Annotated in this window: 16 protein-coding genes; 13 read left to right on the top strand and 3 right to left on the bottom strand. The window is 44.7% G+C overall.

Annotated features, from left to right (window positions below; all coding sequences use genetic code 11):
* The first annotated feature begins 219 nt into the window (after nt 1-219).
* A complete protein-coding gene (locus SFC66_RS05880) occupies nt 220-2,046 on the top strand; it encodes a sensor domain-containing diguanylate cyclase (protein WP_411217796.1) in 1,827 nt (608 codons plus the stop codon).
* 34 nt (nt 2,047-2,080) lie between these two features.
* Here SFC66_RS05880 and SFC66_RS05885 read toward each other — a convergent pair whose 3' ends face one another.
* Entirely contained in the window at nt 2,081-2,566 is a 486-nt protein-coding gene (locus tag SFC66_RS05885) for a GAF domain-containing protein (RefSeq protein WP_411217797.1), read from the bottom strand.
* A gap of 119 nt (nt 2,567-2,685) precedes the next feature.
* Between SFC66_RS05885 and refZ the strand changes: the two genes are divergently transcribed.
* From refZ to SFC66_RS05945, 12 genes are all read left to right on the top strand, one after another.
* Complete coding sequence (refZ, locus tag SFC66_RS05890; RefSeq protein WP_411217798.1) at nt 2,686-3,324, top strand: forespore capture DNA-binding protein RefZ; 639 nt, start codon at nt 2,686-2,688, stop codon at nt 3,322-3,324.
* Nucleotides 3,325-3,479: 155 nt separating this feature from the next.
* The gene (ezrA, locus tag SFC66_RS05895; RefSeq protein ID WP_411217799.1) at nt 3,480-5,171 is read left to right on the top strand and encodes a septation ring formation regulator EzrA; all 1,692 of its coding nucleotides are present in this window, start codon (nt 3,480-3,482) and stop codon (nt 5,169-5,171) included.
* Between the two features lie 80 nt (nt 5,172-5,251).
* Nucleotides 5,252-6,391: a cysteine desulfurase family protein gene (locus SFC66_RS05900; RefSeq protein WP_411217800.1), complete on the top strand. Its 1,140-nt coding sequence runs from the start codon at nt 5,252-5,254 to the stop codon at nt 6,389-6,391.
* A gap of 4 nt (nt 6,392-6,395) precedes the next feature.
* Nucleotides 6,396-7,598 carry a tRNA uracil 4-sulfurtransferase ThiI gene (gene thiI, locus SFC66_RS05905; protein ID WP_411217801.1) on the top strand — a complete coding sequence of 401 codons (1,203 nt, stop codon included), beginning with the start codon at nt 6,396-6,398 and terminating at the stop codon, nt 7,596-7,598.
* A gap of 75 nt (nt 7,599-7,673) precedes the next feature.
* A complete protein-coding gene (locus SFC66_RS05910; protein ID WP_095217236.1) occupies nt 7,674-7,868 on the top strand; it encodes an alpha/beta-type small acid-soluble spore protein in 195 nt (64 codons plus the stop codon).
* 86 nt (nt 7,869-7,954) lie between these two features.
* Nucleotides 7,955-8,500: a DUF2953 domain-containing protein gene (locus tag SFC66_RS05915; protein WP_411217802.1), complete on the top strand. Its 546-nt coding sequence runs from the start codon at nt 7,955-7,957 to the stop codon at nt 8,498-8,500.
* Between the two features lie 14 nt (nt 8,501-8,514).
* Nucleotides 8,515-8,952 (top strand): GerW family sporulation protein, encoded by a 438-nt coding sequence (ytfJ, locus tag SFC66_RS05920; protein WP_095217238.1) that lies wholly within the window; start codon nt 8,515-8,517, stop codon nt 8,950-8,952.
* A gap of 111 nt (nt 8,953-9,063) precedes the next feature.
* A complete protein-coding gene (gene dcuS / locus SFC66_RS05925) occupies nt 9,064-10,662 on the top strand; it encodes a DcuS/MalK family sensor histidine kinase (RefSeq protein ID WP_411217803.1) in 1,599 nt (532 codons plus the stop codon).
* Complete coding sequence (locus tag SFC66_RS05930) at nt 10,655-11,362, top strand: response regulator (protein WP_411217804.1); 708 nt, start codon at nt 10,655-10,657, stop codon at nt 11,360-11,362. Before dcuS ends, SFC66_RS05930 begins: the two co-directional genes overlap by 8 nt.
* A gap of 264 nt (nt 11,363-11,626) precedes the next feature.
* The gene (locus SFC66_RS05935; protein WP_411217805.1) at nt 11,627-12,991 is read left to right on the top strand and encodes a 2-hydroxycarboxylate transporter family protein; all 1,365 of its coding nucleotides are present in this window, start codon (nt 11,627-11,629) and stop codon (nt 12,989-12,991) included.
* A 113-nt stretch (nt 12,992-13,104) separates the two neighbouring features.
* Entirely contained in the window at nt 13,105-14,103 is a 999-nt protein-coding gene (locus tag SFC66_RS05940; protein WP_411217806.1) for a class I SAM-dependent methyltransferase, read from the top strand.
* Between the two features lie 105 nt (nt 14,104-14,208).
* Nucleotides 14,209-15,408, top strand: a complete 1,200-nt coding sequence (locus SFC66_RS05945) for an acetate kinase (protein WP_411218698.1) — start codon at nt 14,209-14,211, stop codon at nt 15,406-15,408.
* Nucleotides 15,409-15,738: 330 nt separating this feature from the next.
* Here the strand turns inward: SFC66_RS05945 and SFC66_RS05950 are convergent, their stop codons facing one another.
* Together SFC66_RS05950 and SFC66_RS05955 are read right to left on the bottom strand one after the other, a co-directional pair.
* Nucleotides 15,739-15,918, bottom strand: a complete 180-nt coding sequence (locus tag SFC66_RS05950) for a hypothetical protein (protein ID WP_411217807.1) — start codon at nt 15,916-15,918, stop codon at nt 15,739-15,741.
* 22 nt (nt 15,919-15,940) lie between these two features.
* Entirely contained in the window at nt 15,941-16,138 is a 198-nt protein-coding gene (locus tag SFC66_RS05955) for a hypothetical protein (protein ID WP_411217808.1), read from the bottom strand.
* Nucleotides 16,139-16,559: the final 421 nt, after the last annotated feature.

Consider the following 16,559-nt stretch of genomic DNA (forward strand, 5'->3'; position numbering starts at 1 on the left):
AAAGGAACAAAATCAAAACAAATGGGAGTTCACATAGGCCGCCATTTATTTTACACAAAGAGTATTATAAGCTTTTTATTTGCCTATAGTCAAGACAAATCGGCAAAGAAGATGAAGTGTGGTACATTGTAAGGAAAAAGAACTAGGTTATGCATTGAGAATTGAGTCTAATATCTTATATAATAGAATAAAAATACCAATATGTTAGGTGAGGTGCACATGGAGCGGCTAATGGACAGCAACCTTGAACAAGCAAAGCTATATTTCTACCAGCTCCTTGTATCGGGAGAAAGCTATACTTACAGGGAGATACTCGCACTTATAACAGATAAGCTGAAGAATCTTCTGCAGGCGGATTGCATGGCGCTCTACATATATGATGAATGGCAGCAGCGACTGGATCGCATTAGCTATGCGGGACCGAGGCAAAGCGGGTTCTGCCAGTCAATCAGTTACTTGAGCCAAGAAATTTGTATGCCGGAGCTGCTGAGGGAATCCCCGCATACGCTGGACCGGATTGTGCCTTTGCAGCATCATGATGAACAATTCCTAGGTTTCCTTTACCTCGGGGGAGGCGGTGAGAGGATCCCCGATTGCAGGCAACTGGCGTTTGAAATAGGGAATTTCGTCAACCGATTGATTCATTTGCAATCAATAAAAGAAAACGAGCAGCATGCTATCCAATTATATGAAGCCACGACCAATCTGCATGCAAGCATCGATATGCATGATGTGTTGTCGGTTTTGATTACGACTTTACAGCGAACGTATCCCCAATTTGCATATGCTTTGCTGCTTGCTCAGGATTATCATGGAGATACAGACTTGCCGATCAAAAATCTCGTTTATGACTATTCTGTCCATGAAGCCAGTACAAAGGCATATATGACAGGGGAAGTACAAGTGGAGATGAGCGGAGAGGGGCAAGTGGTCAATCATTATGTACCGCTGAATGGCAAACAGGGGATATATGGTGTGTTGCATGTGTCACTGCCAAAAGAAATGCGCTATACAAAAGCAGATCATGATTTCATAACAAAGCTTGCTGATTCAGCAGGGAATGCTTTGGAAAATGCACGCTTGTACCAGCATTCCAAAAAACTGATCAGTGATTTGCAGCTGATCAATGAAACATCGAAAAAACTGAACGCCAATTTGCGTCTGACAGATACCATCACGCTGATGCATCAGCAGATTCGCGATACATTTGGCGGAGAGGAAATCGGTTTTATCTTATATAAGGGAGACCAGGATGCAGATACTGTCTTGGACGGAAGCACCAGCTTTTTCTTTGATGAAGAGTCTAAGCCGTTCCTTGATCTAGTTGCGCATCATTACCGGGATAATTCAGGGGAAGCCATGTTCATCAGCAACTTCCAGGAACGTTATCCGGAAATGCAGATTCCATTTCGATCATTGCTGGTGATTCCGATGATCAGATCGGAGCAGCTCCAAGGTGTTGTACTCGTCCTGCATCGCAGCCCAAGCTTTTTCACCTTCGAGTCTTTCCGGCTCATCGAGTCGCTTGTGCAGCATTCTTCCCTATCGATCGTCAATTCGATGCTGCAGGAGAAATTAGAGAAGTTGGTTATAACGGATTACCTCACGAATCTTTGTTCAAGGAGTTATCTGGATGAACGGATGAGGGAACATATCCAGAAGGATGCCCAGGGAGGCTTCATTCTGATAGATATTGATGACTTTAAGAAAGTAAACGATACATATGGACACAATACAGGTGATTATTTGCTGATCCAAGTGTCCAATTTGGTCAAGGATGCAATGGGCTCGGCTGATGTAGCTGCAAGATGGGGCGGGGAAGAGCTGGCAATCTACATGCCTCATGCGTCTTCTGCTCAGGTGCTCAGTAAAGCGGAGCACCTCGTGAAAAGCATTGCAGGGTCGACACGTCCTGCGGTCACTGTTTCCTGCGGGGTATCCACGTGGACGGATACGGACCGGCCAACGGTGCATCAACTATTCTCCAAGGCGGACAGCAAGCTGTATGATGCCAAGCGGCTCGGCAAGAATAGATATTGCATATGAATAAAAAGACAGCTCCCAAGCGGAAGCTGTCTTTTTATTTGCTTAAATGCTTAACAAGAATGCCGACGAATTGTTCCAAATATTTTTGGTCTGTCTCATCGAAACGATTTTTGGACGGGCTGTCGATATCAAGCACCCCGTAAGACTGGCCATTCACGACGATAGGGACGACGATTTCGGATTGGCTTGCCGCATCACATGCAATATGGCCAGGGAACTGATGGACATCCGCTACAAGCTGTGTTTTATTTTCGGCAACAGCTGTTCCGCATACGCCTTTGCCTATTTTAATGCGTACACAGGCAGGTAGACCTTGGAATGGACCGAGAATCAATTCCTCTCCTTTATGAAGATAGAAACCAACCCAGTTGACATCATCCAAAAACTGATTCAAAAGAGCGGAAGCATTCGCCAAGTGGGCGATTTCATCTTCTTCGCCAGTCAGCAAGGCATCGAGTTGTTTCACAAGCAGTTCATAATCTTTTTCACGGGAACCGCTGTAAGCTTTTGTTTCGAACATATTCATTTCCCCCATTATATAATTTCGGTAATTCGACAGAAGGCGCGATATTTGGCGAGCGAAAGATGCAGGATAGCAGCAATCATCGTCGTATACAACAAGTAAAGGAGCTGAGAAGAATGAAAAAAAATGACACGAAACAGAAAGTGATGGACGCCGCTTGTCAATTGTTCTACACAAAAGGCTACCATGGGACATCAGTCCGCGATATTGCGGGAAAAGCTTCGGTCAATGTCTCCTTGATCAACTATTATTATAAAAGTAAGCAAGGACTTCTGGAAGCATCCGTCGTGCTGTATTACGAAGAATATCTGGTTGTACTGGATAAAGCAGCTCAAAAGCGCGGAAAAGAATCTTCCAAAACCTATCTGAAGCAATTAATTGAGGCAATTATACATTATAAACTCTCACGGAATCAATTCACGGCTTTCATACAACGGGAGCTGATGCTGGATTCGGTGTTCGTCAGGGAAATGGCGGTGACGTACCTGGCCAAAGAGAGCCACACACTGAAACAGGCTTTCCGGGATTACTTGGAAACAGTCGGTATCCGGGAGCGGGAAGGCGTTTATTTATACATGCAGCTATCTGGCATGCTGTCTGCACCATTTTCGATGAGCAAGGAAATGAAAGGCATGCTGCTGACGGACGAGTCCAAGCACTATTTTTGCAGCATGTACACATCGAGCATTCACCATTGGATTGATACTTTGGCGACTGTTCCCTCTTCCTCTTTGCAAGCAGTATCAGCCAATTGACGCACAGTGCAGGGAAAAACATGGAAAATACCTGAGAAATTTGAAAAAATTTAGCCAAATTTGCGGTTTACATGGTATCATATTAGTATAAAAAATAGATAACGATTATTAGGGTATTACTCCTTTTTCCCGAGTATTGGTTAGGAGGCTGGACATTGCTGTACATCGTCGGAGGAATAATTCTAATCATCGCCTTGATCATCTTGGGCTTGATTATGAGAAAGCGAGTTTATGATGAAGTCGACCGGCTTGAAAGCTGGAAGATGGATATATCGACCCGCAATGTGTCGGAAGAGTTAGCGAAAGTGAAAGCGTTGAACTTGTCCGGTGAAACGCAGGAAAAATTCGAATCGTGGAAGGAACGCTGGGATCATATCGTCACAAAAGAGCTTCCGGATACAGAAGAGGCTCTTTTTGATGCGGAAGAAGGTGCTGACCGTTACCGGTTCAAAAAGGCAAAACAGCATCTGCAGAAAGTGGAAGCCACTCTCTCCCAGGTGGAAGATAAGATAGAAGCGATGTTCCGGGAGCTTGACGAGCTGCTTGCTTCCGAAGAAGAAGCACGGAAACAAGCCGAGGCTTTGCAGCCTGCTCTTCAAACATTGAAACGTACGATTTCGCAGCATCGCCATCAATTCGGAAAAGCGGATGTGCGTTTCGAGACAGCGATCGCTGAGCAAAGTACACAGCTTGCTGCTTATCATTCACTCATCGAAACCGGCAACTATTTCGAAGCCAACCATCTCATCACTGACGTGAAGGCGCGAACGGAGTCACTGAAGGAAGAGATTGAGGCTTTCCCTCAAGTTTACAAGCAGGTGAAGCAGGATCTGCCGGCACAGGTGTCGGATTTATTGGGCGGCATCCGTGAAATGAAGCAAGAGGGCTACCGGATCCATCATCTAGGTTTTGAAGATGAGCTGAAGGCAGAGAAAGAACGATTGAATCTCCTCATCAAACAGCTGGAAGCAGGAGATGCAGAAGAGTCATCGATTTACATTCCGGCGCTGGAGAACCGAATAAAGGAAATGTACCAGCTGCTTGAGAATGAAGCTGTTGCCAAGAATTATGTTGACTCTAAATTCGAGCAATATGTCCAAGCCGTCGAGAAAAAGACAGACGCATACATCAAAACAAAAGAAGAAATCGATTTGCTTCGGGAATCTTATTTCTTTACGGATAATGATGTCGAATTCCATTTGAAGCTTGAGTCAAAGATCTCCAGGCTCATCAAACAGCTTGAAACGCTGCAGCAGGAGGTCGGGGATGATCGCGTATCCCATACCAAGCTGAAAGAAGAGCTGGAAGCGGGATTCCGTGAATTGAGTGGTATCGAAGAAGAACACGAAGCGATTCGTGAAAAGATCAAGACCTTGCGCAAAGACGAACTGGAAGCAAAAGAGAAGATTGCTGATATGCGTCAGAATCTGTACGACGTCAGCCGAAAGCTGCAAAAGAGCAACATCCCCGGCATTCCGCAAGAAGTATGGAACATGGTGGAGGAAAGTCAAGAGAAAACGTCGCTTACCATGGAAGTATTGGAAGCACATCCGCTTGATATGGCTGAAGTGCGGACAAATCTGCTGCAGGCAGAGGAGATCAGCACAATGACTGTCGAAAAGATAGAACAGCTGCTTGAACAAGCTTATTTGGCGGAAGTCGTGATTCAGTATTCCAACAGATATAGAAGCCAATATCCGATTCTGGCAGCGGAGATGTCGGAGGCGGAGAAGCTTTTCCGAGAATATCAATATGAACAAGCTTTGGAGCGCGCCGCCCGCGCTTTACAAGATATCGAACCAAAGGCGCTGGAGCGTTTGGAGAAACATATCAAGATTCCAAGCTGATACATAAAGCAATCCCTTGCCACTTGTGGGGGATTGCTTTATTTTAGTAAAAGACAGTTTGAACAGAAGGAGATGGCAAGATGATTTATTTCGATAATAGTGCAACGACGAAACCGTATCCTGATGTACTTGCCAGTTATACAGAAGCAGCTCAGACGTATTTCGCCAATCCTTCTTCCTTGCATCGTCTGGGGGGCAGTGCAGAGCAGCTGCTGACTGCATGCCGTAAACAGGCTGCCCAGCTGTTGCATGTCGGGGAGGATGAGATTCTCTTCACTTCCGGCGGCACAGAAGGCAATAACCTTGCGATCAAAGGTACAGCATACCGGAACAGACGCTGGGGAAACCATATCATCACCACGACAGTGGAGCATCCATCCGTGCTGGAGACATGTGCGGAATTGGAGGCCCAAGGCTTCAAGGTGACATACGTGGATGTGGATATGTACGGATACGTCACTGCCGATAAAATAAAAGCAGCGATAACGGACGAGACTATTCTTGTCAGTGTGATGCACGTGAACAATGAGTTAGGTACGATTCAGCCGATCAAGACGATCGGGAAGTTGCTGACACAATATCCAAAAATCACGTATCATGTCGATCACGTGCAAGGAGCCGGAAAAGTCGCACTTGATTTGAAGGAGAGCCACATCGATCTTTGTACACTATCTGCGCATAAATTCCATGGCGTAAAAGGAAGTGGTCTGCTTTATAAGGCAAAACATGTACACATCGCCGCCCAATTATCCGGGGGAGGACAGGAGCAGGCGCTTCGTTCCGGAACGGAGAATCTTCCCGGCATAACCGCCATGGTCAAAGCACTGCGATTAGCGATGGAGGAACTGCGGAACCATCCTGCGAAGCTATTTGAGCTGAGACAAAAGCTTTGGACGGGTCTTGAAAAAATCGATGGTGTCATCCTTCACTCACCGCCGTCAGGTGCACCGCATATTGTGAATTTCTCCGTACCTGGTCTCAAGCCTGAGGTGCTTGTGCATGCACTGGGCGAAAAAGAGATCTATGTATCGACCAAATCAGCGTGTTCTTCCAAGAATAGTGATGCCAGTGCCGTCCTGACAGCTTGCGGAGTACCCGCTGCACAGGCGGAATCGGCTATCCGCGTCAGTTTTTCATATGACAATACACAGGAAGAAGTGGTGTATTTCCTGCAAGTATTGGAAGAAACATTAACCCATTTACAGAAAGTGATGAGATGAATTTATGCAGTATGATCATATATTGATTCGGTATGGTGAAATGGCACTGAAAGGGAAAAACAGGAAGCATTTCACCAAACAGCTGGAATACAACGTGAAAGACCAAATCAAACCTTTCCCGAAAGCTAAAGTGGAGCGTACACGTGATCGGATGTATATCCATTTGCATGGGGAAAATCACGAACCGATCGTGGAAGCTTGCCGTCATATTTTCGGCATCCATAGCTTCAGCTTGGCAATTCGGACAGAGAATGAAGAACAAGCAATCAAGGAAGCGGCATTGCAGCTGCTGCTGGACAATCCTGCTGGAACGACTTTCAAAATCTCCTGCCGCCGGACCAATAAACGCTTCCCGATTGATTCACAAGAGATGAATCAGCGTATCGGAGCATATGTCCTGCAAAACAGTGAAGGGTATCCCGTCAACGTCCGGACTCCCGGTGTGGACATCATGGTAGAGATACGTGAACGTGCAACTTATGTGACGGGTCAGAAGATAAAGGGTCCTGGCGGTTTGCCGGCAGGAAGCTCAGGCAAGACACTTCTGATGCTCTCAGGCGGTATCGACAGCCCAGTAGCCGGATATCTTGCCATGAAACGCGGTGTGGAAATTGAAGCGATCCATTTTCATTCCCCGCCTTACACCAATGAGCGGGCAAAGCAGAAAGTGATCGATTTGGCGCAATCACTATCCAAATTCGGTGCCAAAGTGAAGATCCATGTGGTGCCATTCACGGAATTGCAAGTGAAGGTCCACCAAGAAATACCTTTCGGCTACAGCATGACCGTCATGCGCCGGATGATGATGCGGATCAGTGAACGAATTGCCCAAAAACATGGCATTCTGTCGCTCGCTACAGGAGAAAGCCTTGGCCAGGTCGCAAGTCAGACGATGGAAAGCATGCACACGATCAATGAAGTGACGAATTACCCGGTGCTGCGGCCGCTCATCACAATGGACAAGTCGGATATCATCGATATTTCCAAACAGATTGATACGTATGATATTTCGATTCGTCCATATGATGATTGCTGTACGGTATTCGTGCCGGAAGCGCCTAAAACAAAACCGCGGCTTGAAAAGGTTCATTTGTATGAAGGTACAATCGATTTCTCTGCTGAGTTCGAGCGGGCAATCGAAGGAACGGAAATCATCACCGCATCTCCAGCTGCTGAAGAAAAGGCGCCATTCGCTGATTTATTGTAAGAACTTCCCATAAAGAAAATTTGTATGTTTACCTCCTTGTCGGCACATGCTACATGTACAAGGAGGTGACACACAATGGCTAACAACAACTCAAGCAACCAGCTAGTAGTACCTCAAGCACAACAAGCACTAGATCAAATGAAATATGAGATCGCACAAGAATTCGGTGTACAGCTTGGCGGAAACGAAACTTCTCGTGCCAACGGTTCTGTTGGAGGAGAAATCACGAAACGTCTAGTACGTACAGCACAAGAGCAATTAAGCAGATAATTTCATAAGTATGGCATGAAGGAGCAGCAAACGCTGCTCCTTTTCTGTGAAGGAAACGTATAAATGGTGGGGGAAAGGAGCCGGAAATGATGTGGATCATCGGTATCGGGATAGCTGCAATCGCGTTGGTCATTGTCATGGTGCTATTTGCTAAAGTGACGGTACTCATACGCTATGATACACCAGATTGGAACATCCAAATACGAATTTTCGGTATCTGTGTACATAACCGGCAAATGAAGCAGGATTCCTCCATCGATTCCGCTTCTGCTTCTGCCAAGGAGATAAGAGAGCAGGTAACCGGCTTCCTCGATGACTTACAAAAAATACGGCAAGCTTTCCCCTATCTGCTGCGCCTTGGAAAAAACGCAGAAGTGGATCAATTTAGTTGGCACACGACGATAGGTATGTCAGATGCAGCCTCGACTGGCACAATGATCGGTTTCATATGGACTTTAAAGGGAATAGCGAATCAGGTCATCAGGTCGAATTTTCAATCACGACAGCCCTTTGATATACAGGTAGAGCCGGTCTTTCATACTTCCTTTTTCCGTACCAGCTTTCAATGCATAGTGTCCATTCGTACCGGGAAAGCTATGCAAGCTATCATATCCAATGCCAGAAGCAGATAGGAGGAGCGAGCAGTATGGCGGATCATCCGATTCAGGGATTAATGAAAACCGCAATGGAAAACCTTAAGGAAATGATTGATGTAAATACGATAGTCGGCGATCCAGTGGAAACTCCAGATGGAAGCATCATCTTGACTGTTTCCCGCGTCGGCTTCGGATTTGCAGCAGGCGGGAGCGAATTTGATGCTGCTTCCCAAGGTAAAAGTGAGCAAACGGAGCTGCCTTTTGGAGGAGGAAGCGGAGGCGGTGTGTCCATCACCCCGATTGCTTTCCTCATTGTCGGCCATAAAGGTGTCAAGATGATCCACTTGGATGAACAGACACACTTATATGAAAAACTGATCGAAGCAGCACCAGCTGCTGTGGAGAAAATCCAGGAAATGCTGAAGCAAAATCCGAAACAGAAAAAGCAGCAAAAATCGCAGCGATTCGACGATGAAACGATATATTGACTAAAAGGCCGCCTGTTGGTGGTTTTTTTAGTTTGTAATCTGACTTTATTCCGCTATAATTTAAAGATACTGAGCTTGCAACGTCGAAAGCTGACAGAGAGAAGGTTATAATTGAAACAGAAGATAAATCTGCGGACGCAGATGACTGCATTGGTGTTCATTGTCGTGATTCTGGCGGTGACGACAACATTCGTCATGATCGGAATCGAGACGAGTAATAATATCAAATCCCAAGAGCAGGATCGTGTCCTTCAGACAGCTAAGCTGATAGCAGTCGATCCAGTAGTGGTGGAAGCTGCGGACGAAGAGGATTCCGCAACATTGCAGAAATTCACCAAACAAGCAATGGGGATCACCGACGCTGATTTTGTCGTTGTGATGAACATGGATAGCATCCGTTTGAGTCATCCCGACCCGAATAAAATCGGCAAACGATTCGCTGGCGGTGACGAAAAACCAGCACTTGAGGGAAAAGAATTCGTCTCCAAGGCAAAAGGGACATTAGGATTGAGTTTACGGGCGTTTGCGCCCATATATAATGAACAGGATGAACAAGTCGGAGTCGTGGCTGTCGGCATCACGATGAATGAGCTGAATGAAATCATTCGCAGCAACCGCATCCCGTTATATTTGGCTACCCTGCTTAGTTTGGTCATCGGGCTCATCGGAGCTGTCCTGTTGGCACGGAAAATCAAACAAATCATGCACGGCATGGAGCCGGATGAGATTGCGGCGCTATTAAGCGAACGGATTGCCATGCTTGAATCGATCAAAGACGGTATGTTAGCGGTCGATACTGACGGGAAGATCCAGATGGTCAACAAGGAAGGCAAGAGACTGCTGGAGGAAATGGGGATAAAAGGGGAACTTAGAGGCCGCCATGTGGATGATGTGCTTCCGGTTACCAAGCTGCATCAGGTTATCGCATGGAATAAACCGCTGATTGGCCGGCAAGTGGAACATAATGGACTGACGCTGGTCATGAATGAGATTCCAATTCAAATCAAAGGCAAGACAGAAGGTGCGATTGCCACATTCCTTGATCGGACCGAATACAACCATCTTAATGAGAAACTCACCGACACGATGCTGTATGCCGATGCTCTACGGGCGCAGACGCATGATTTCATGAACAAGCTGCATGTGATTTTAGGGCTGCTTGAACTGGAGGATTACGATCAGCTGGAACGCTATGTGAAAAACGTCGCGGGTAAGGAGCGGTCTGCTACCATTGCCATGATTCATCACTTGAAAAACCCTATCCTTGCAGGCTTCCTGCTTGGGAAGAAAAGTTATATGGCGGAAAATGGTGTGCAGCTTGAAGTTAGTTGCCGTGACACGATTCCGAATACATCGGAAAAAACCAATCAGATGCTGATCACCATACTCGGCAATTTGATGAATAATAGCGTGGATGCCGTCGACCAGCAGCCTGAAAAAAGAGTACAGCTATCCATGAAGTATACAGATGGGTTGCTCTTTCTTGAGTTGACAGACACAGGGAAAGGAATCAGTGAAGAGCGGCAAGAAAAGATTTTCAAACAAGGATACTCCACAAAAGGGAACGACCGAGGTTTCGGCCTATATCAAGTGGAGGACTACGTGCATAAGCTGGGAGGCTTCCTTGTCCTGACAAGTGAGCCCGGTGAAGGAACGACTTTTAGCGTCCAGCTGCCGTATGATATACAGGAGGATGTAACGAATGATTAAAGTACTGATCGTGGAAGACGATCCGATGGTTAGCGAATTGAACAAACGCTATGTCAAACAAATGAGCGGATTCGCTGCCGTCGGGGCGGCTCAAAATTATAAAGAAGCCTTGGAATTCATCCAGCAGAATGAGGTGGATCTTTTGCTGCTGGATGTCTATATGAAAGGGAAGAACGGAATCGAACTGCTGAAGGAGCTTCGCAAACGCGATCAAAAAGTGGATGCCATCATCATATCGGCTGCAAGTGAGAAACCGATGATCCGGGAGGCGCTGCAGTATGGGGCTGTTGATTATTTGATCAAGCCGTTCGAGTTCGACCGTTTCCAGCATGCATTGAGCGGTTACCGGAAGCGTCAGCTGATCTTCAGCAATAAAGAAGAAATGACACAGCAAGAACTGGACAGCCAGCTGCTGCAGCTTCCTGAGCAGGAGCAGATGATACAGCTGCCAAAAGGGCTGACAAGGAGCACCTTGAAAGTTGTCTGGAACAGCATCCTTACTTTCCGTTATAATTTCTTCACAACAGAAGATATAGCAAAAGAAACAGAAATGTCCCAAGTCTCTGTCCGAAAGTACTTGAAGTTCCTGGAAGACGTCCAGCTGCTGGAAGTGGAAATGCATTATGGCAGTATTGGACGACCAGTCTTCAAATATAGGGTGAATGCCAATACTTCCCATCATATCAGTCAGTATATTTAAGGAGAAGCCGATTCAGGCTTCTTTTTTTGTCGCCTTGGGAAATCATCCTGAGTAATAGACATGAAAAATTTTATCATGACAGGATTAATCAATCACTGCTTTTCAGACGAATAAATTCGCCCCTTTAAGCCAATATTCTTAATGAGTCATAACAACTTCTTTTTTGATTACAAAAGTTATCTATCATTTAGTTTAGTTAAAAAATAACACAGTTAATTGTAGTTAAATTAGAATAGTCGTATCTACTTAGGGGGTGCATTATCAATGGAAATGAAATCGCATACAAGCGATCATGATTCAAACAACCAAAAGCCGTCAGGATTTGGTAAAATCATGAATTGGACTGTCGGCCCTATGCCGCTTCCAGTGTATATAGTATTAGCTATCATTGTTATCATTGCTGCATACACAAATCAAATACCTGCTGATATGATTGGCGGCTTCGCTGTCATCATGGTGCTGGGAATGCTTTTAGGGGACATCGGGAATCGCATTCCGTATTTCAACAGTATCGGAGGACCAGCAATTTTATCTTTGTTTGTTCCATCCGTACTCGTATTTTTCAATTCCTTACCAACAACAGCGTATGATGCTGTTGACAAATTAATGACATCAAGCGGATCGAACTTCCTTTACTTCTACATCGCTTGTTTGGTTGTAGGTAGTATTCTTGGAATGAACCGCACAGTTCTTATTCAAGGCTTCATTCGTATGTTCGTACCGCTTGTGGCTGGTACGATTGCTGCAGTAGTGGCTGGTACACTGGTTGGTATGCTGTTCGGTTACAGCGCGCATCATGCTTTCTTCTACATTGTCGTACCAATCATAGCTGGTGGTATCGGGGAAGGTATCTTGCCATTGTCCGCTGGATATGCTGGGGTTCTTGGCGGAAGTGCTGGGGAATTCGTTTCACAGCTAGTACCTGCTGCCATCATTGGTAACGTATGTGCCATCATCATCGCTGGTTTGATGAAGAAGCTTGGTGAAAAACGTCCCGACCTTGCAGGTCATGATAAACTTGTCCGCTCCGATAAAGGCGATAAAGTATTGGAAGCTGCAAAACAAAGCACAAACAAAGCAATCAACTTCAATTTGATGGGTGCAGGTGTATTGCTTGCAATGAGTCTGTATGTCTTTGGTAAAGTAGTGGAGCATTGGATTCATGTTCTTGCTGGCTTCACATTGTCAGGAGCAATCATAATGATTGTGACAGCTACAATCATTAAATCCGGCAACTTGCTGCCGCAAAAAATGCAAGATGGTGCACAGCAGCTATACAAATTTGTATCTACTGCGTTCACTTGGCCGCTAATGGTAGGTCTGGGTGTCGTCTTCATCCCGCTTGAAGACGTAGCGAGTGTGTTCACGATCGGTTTCGCTGTTACATGTATCGCTGTTGTAGTTGCAATGGCTGCATCCGGATACTTCGTTGGTAAACTGATGAAGATGTATCCTGTGGAAGCTTGTATCGTTACAGCATGTCACAGCGGTCTTGGTGGTACAGGGGATGTTGCGATCCTATCTGCATCCGGTCGTATGGCATTGATGCCGTTTGCGCAGATCTCCACTCGTCTTGGCGGCGCTGCTACGGTAATCGGTGCGACAGCATTGATGCACTTCTTCGGTTAAGGAAAAGCTCAGCTTCGGCTGGGCTTTTTTTGTGCAGCGATGCCTGTTCTCGCTTATGCCTGCAGCATTTGATACAATAAGACAGATGTAAGAGAAATGGGAGGAAAAGACACGTGGAACAACAGAATGTCGAAAAGGTTTACCAAGCACTTGACCAAATGGCCGAGACACTGGAAACGCATGATAACACACCTTATCTTGATGCACTTGGTGCAGCAATGGAATATATATTGGATCGGGACATGGAAGCTGTCACTGAACAGCCTTCTTTGAAGCAGCAGCTTGATACACAAGCGGCAGTATTCGATAAACAGGAATATAAAAAAGAAGAAATCCGCAAAGGGATCCAGTTGGCCATCTTGAAAGGCATGAAGGGTGCAACACAGCAGCAGCATATGCTGACACCTGATACCGTAGCCATGCTGATTGGATATTTGACGAATAAGTTGGTCGGAGATAACGAAAACTTCCGTATGTTCGATCCAGCTGTAGGAACAGGGAATTTGCTGACTGCTGTATTGAATCAAGTGGAAAGGGAAGTGCATGCTTATGGCAGCGATGTCGATCCAACGTTGATCCAGCTTGCTGTCATGAATGCCAATATGCAGGAAAGACGAGTGGAATTTTTCCATCAGGACAGCTTGCGTCCATTCCTTTTAGAACCTGTCGATCTTGTCGTCAGTGATTTGCCGGTAGGGTATTATCCCGATGATATCCAGGCAGCGCAATTTGAATTGAAAGCAGAAGAAGGCCATTCTTATGCACACCATTTGTTCATTGAACAAAGCTTGCATTACACCAAAGAAGGCGGATACCTCTTATTGGTCGTGCCGAACTTCCTTTTCGAAAGCGATCAAGCTCGTGCGCTTCACACATTCCTGCAGCAGCATGCCCATATCATGGGATTATTGCAGCTTCCGGATACGATGTTCAAAAATGAATCGCAGGCAAAAAGTGTTTTGATCCTGCAGAAAAAAGGATCGCTGACTACGGCTCCGAAGCAAGCATTGCTGGTTCAACTGCCATCCTTCAAAAATCCTAATGCAATGGCAAATGTCCTGAAGCAGATCAATGATTGGTTCGAGAAAGAGCTATCCGCTTTAAAAAACTAAAAAAATTAATGAAAAGCAAAACAAGTCCTCGACATATCTTGCAATCAGCTTGTCGACACAGGTAAAATAGGGAAGTACGTAAAAGTTTACAAGGGGCTGAACATGTTGAGTAATATTCTAGCAATCAACGCTGGTAGTTCTTCACTGAAATTCCAGCTAATCCACATGCCTGAGGAAGAAGTAAAGGCAGTGGGTCTCGTAGAACGTATCGGATTGAAGGATTCCATCTTCACTATCAAATTCAATGGTGAAAAAGATGAAACAACTAAAGATATTGAAAATCATGAAGAAGCAGTAAAAATGTTGCTTGAAAAGCTGACTTCAACGGGCGTAATCTCTTCATTGGATGAGATTGACGGCGTAGGTCACCGTGTTGTACACGGCGGAGAGAAATTCAGCGATTCTGTTCTTATCACAGAACAAGTGATGGAAGAAATCGCAGAAGTATCGGAGCTTGCACCATTACACAACCCAGCAAACTTAACAGGAATTCGTGCATTCAAAGAAATTCTTCCAAATATTCCGGCTGTCGCTGTCTTCGATACAGCTTTCCATCAGACAATGCCTCCGGAATCTTATCTTTACAGCTTGCCGTATGACTATTATGAAAAATATGGCATCCGTAAGTACGGTTTCCATGGTACAAGCCATAAATACGTATCCCAGCGCGCTGCTGAATTGCTTGATCGTCCGATCGATCAGCTTCGTTTGATTTCTTGTCACCTAGGAAACGGCGCGAGCATCGCAGCAATCGAAGGCGGAAAATCGGTTGATACATCCATGGGCTTCACACCGCTTGCAGGTGTAACGATGGGTACACGTTCCGGTAACATCGACCCTGCTCTTATCCCATTCATCATGCGCAAAACAGGCAAAACCGCTGATGAAGTATTGCATGTGTTGAACAAAGAGAGCGGAATGCTTGCACTTTCCGGTTTCTCCAGTGACTTGCGCGATATCGAAAGCAAATCCGAAGCAGGCGATGAGCGTGCTGAGCTTGCACTTGATGTCTTTGCTGAAAGAATCCATAAATATCTTGGTTCTTACGCAGCGCGTATGAGCGGAGTGGATGCCATCATCTTCACTGCAGGTGTTGGTGAAAACAGTACGACAGTTCGTGAACGCGTCCTAAAAGGATTGGAGTTCATGGGTGTTTATTATGATCCATCCCTGAACAATGTTCGCGGTAAAGAGCAATTCCTGACTTACCCACACTCTCCAGTGAAGGTCATTGTAATCCCGACAAACGAAGAAGTCATGATTGCGAGAGATACTGTTCGTCTTTCTGAAACAGTAACAAAATAAACCTTGATTTTATACGGTTTATAGGGTTTTCGTTAGACAGAATCAGAAGCAGATGAAGTGGATTTTCACCTTGATTTTCTCTCTGACTAACCAAGACCTAAATTAGATAAACCTCCTCCTAGTTAATAATTAGGAGGAGGTTTTTTATGTGCAAAATAATCCTAAATGCTTAGTTAGAAGCATAATGAAACTGGTTGCTGATCCATATTTTAAAGCATAAGACAACTGAATTTGAAACGAATATTAATGCGTGATCCAAACTGAATGAAAGTAAAAAAGACAACCAATATACATCGGTTGTCTGATAATGAAAGCTTTTAAAAGGCTGAATTACTTCACACTTTTAGATTTCTTTCTCAGCGGATATATAGCAATTCTAAAAATCCCTAAGCAAATAGCAGCAATAATAAAACCGATAAATCTATGTTCGTCTGCCACGAAGAAAAACACCAAAATTAGGGCTAAAACGAAAAGTATGTATCCAGTAATCCAAAGTGCTTTGTAGTTCATGCTGTTAGCCTCCTCTTTAGACTTACACATTAAATAACGGGATTGTATTGTCTCCAAGCTTTAGAAGTTTTTGTTGATAATAGTGTTTTCTGGATTTTTCTTTATACAGTTTAACAGTTCTCTTTCCCCAAATAAAATTTGGATCTGTATCTAAAGCAGTTCCATCTCTAACTTTGAAGTAACCAGTTTTAAGATTATATTGCAGCCAAACGTTTGCCATTGCACCAGCTGCTACACCTACTTTGGGTATAGCACTAAGTATTGCTTGAGTTATTACCTAAATAACATAATAAAATATGAAATTATATTGTATCTTTATCCTTAGGGGATCTTGTCGAAATATTTCATGTAAGCATATCAAACAATTATAACGTACTCTAAAATTGTAATTTTGCTAACTTTCTATATATGTAATTATAAAAATAATACTTGGACAAACCATGACCTAAATGGTAGATTACATTAAATTAATAAGAGAAACGTTGATATAATGCTGTTTCACTCACCAGTGAAGGTCATTGTCAAACGAAGAAGTCATGATTGTGAGAGATACTGTTCGTCTTTCTGAAACAGTAACAAAATAATGAACGCTAAAAGCTGGTCCCAAGTTCGAGGGGGACCGGCTTTTAGCGTTTTTATCG

Origin of the sequence: Terribacillus saccharophilus, from assembly GCF_046592895.1 — a bacterium.
Lineage (GTDB): Bacteria > Bacillota > Bacilli > Bacillales > Amphibacillaceae > Terribacillus > Terribacillus saccharophilus_D.

Bases quoted from the DNA above. Each gene is read 5' to 3' on its own strand.
- SFC66_RS05880 (WP_411217796.1), top strand. From the start codon at position 220: ATGGAGCGGCTAATGGACAGCAACCTTGAACAAGCAAAGCTATATTTC.
- SFC66_RS05885 (WP_411217797.1), bottom strand. From the start codon at position 2,566: ATGTTCGAAACAAAAGCTTACAGCGGTTCCCGTGAAAAAGATTATGAA.
- refZ (WP_411217798.1), top strand. From the start codon at position 2,686: ATGAAAAAAAATGACACGAAACAGAAAGTGATGGACGCCGCTTGTCAA.
- SFC66_RS05900 (WP_411217800.1), top strand. From the start codon at position 5,252: ATGATTTATTTCGATAATAGTGCAACGACGAAACCGTATCCTGATGTA.
- thiI (WP_411217801.1), top strand. From the start codon at position 6,396: ATGCAGTATGATCATATATTGATTCGGTATGGTGAAATGGCACTGAAA.
- SFC66_RS05910 (WP_095217236.1), top strand. From the start codon at position 7,674: ATGGCTAACAACAACTCAAGCAACCAGCTAGTAGTACCTCAAGCACAA.
- SFC66_RS05915 (WP_411217802.1), top strand. From the start codon at position 7,955: ATGATGTGGATCATCGGTATCGGGATAGCTGCAATCGCGTTGGTCATT.
- ytfJ (WP_095217238.1), top strand. From the start codon at position 8,515: ATGGCGGATCATCCGATTCAGGGATTAATGAAAACCGCAATGGAAAAC.
- SFC66_RS05930 (WP_411217804.1), top strand. From the start codon at position 10,655: ATGATTAAAGTACTGATCGTGGAAGACGATCCGATGGTTAGCGAATTG.
- SFC66_RS05935 (WP_411217805.1), top strand. From the start codon at position 11,627: ATGGAAATGAAATCGCATACAAGCGATCATGATTCAAACAACCAAAAG.
- SFC66_RS05950 (WP_411217807.1), bottom strand. From the start codon at position 15,918: ATGAACTACAAAGCACTTTGGATTACTGGATACATACTTTTCGTTTTA.
- SFC66_RS05955 (WP_411217808.1), bottom strand. From the start codon at position 16,138: ATGGCAAACGTTTGGCTGCAATATAATCTTAAAACTGGTTACTTCAAA.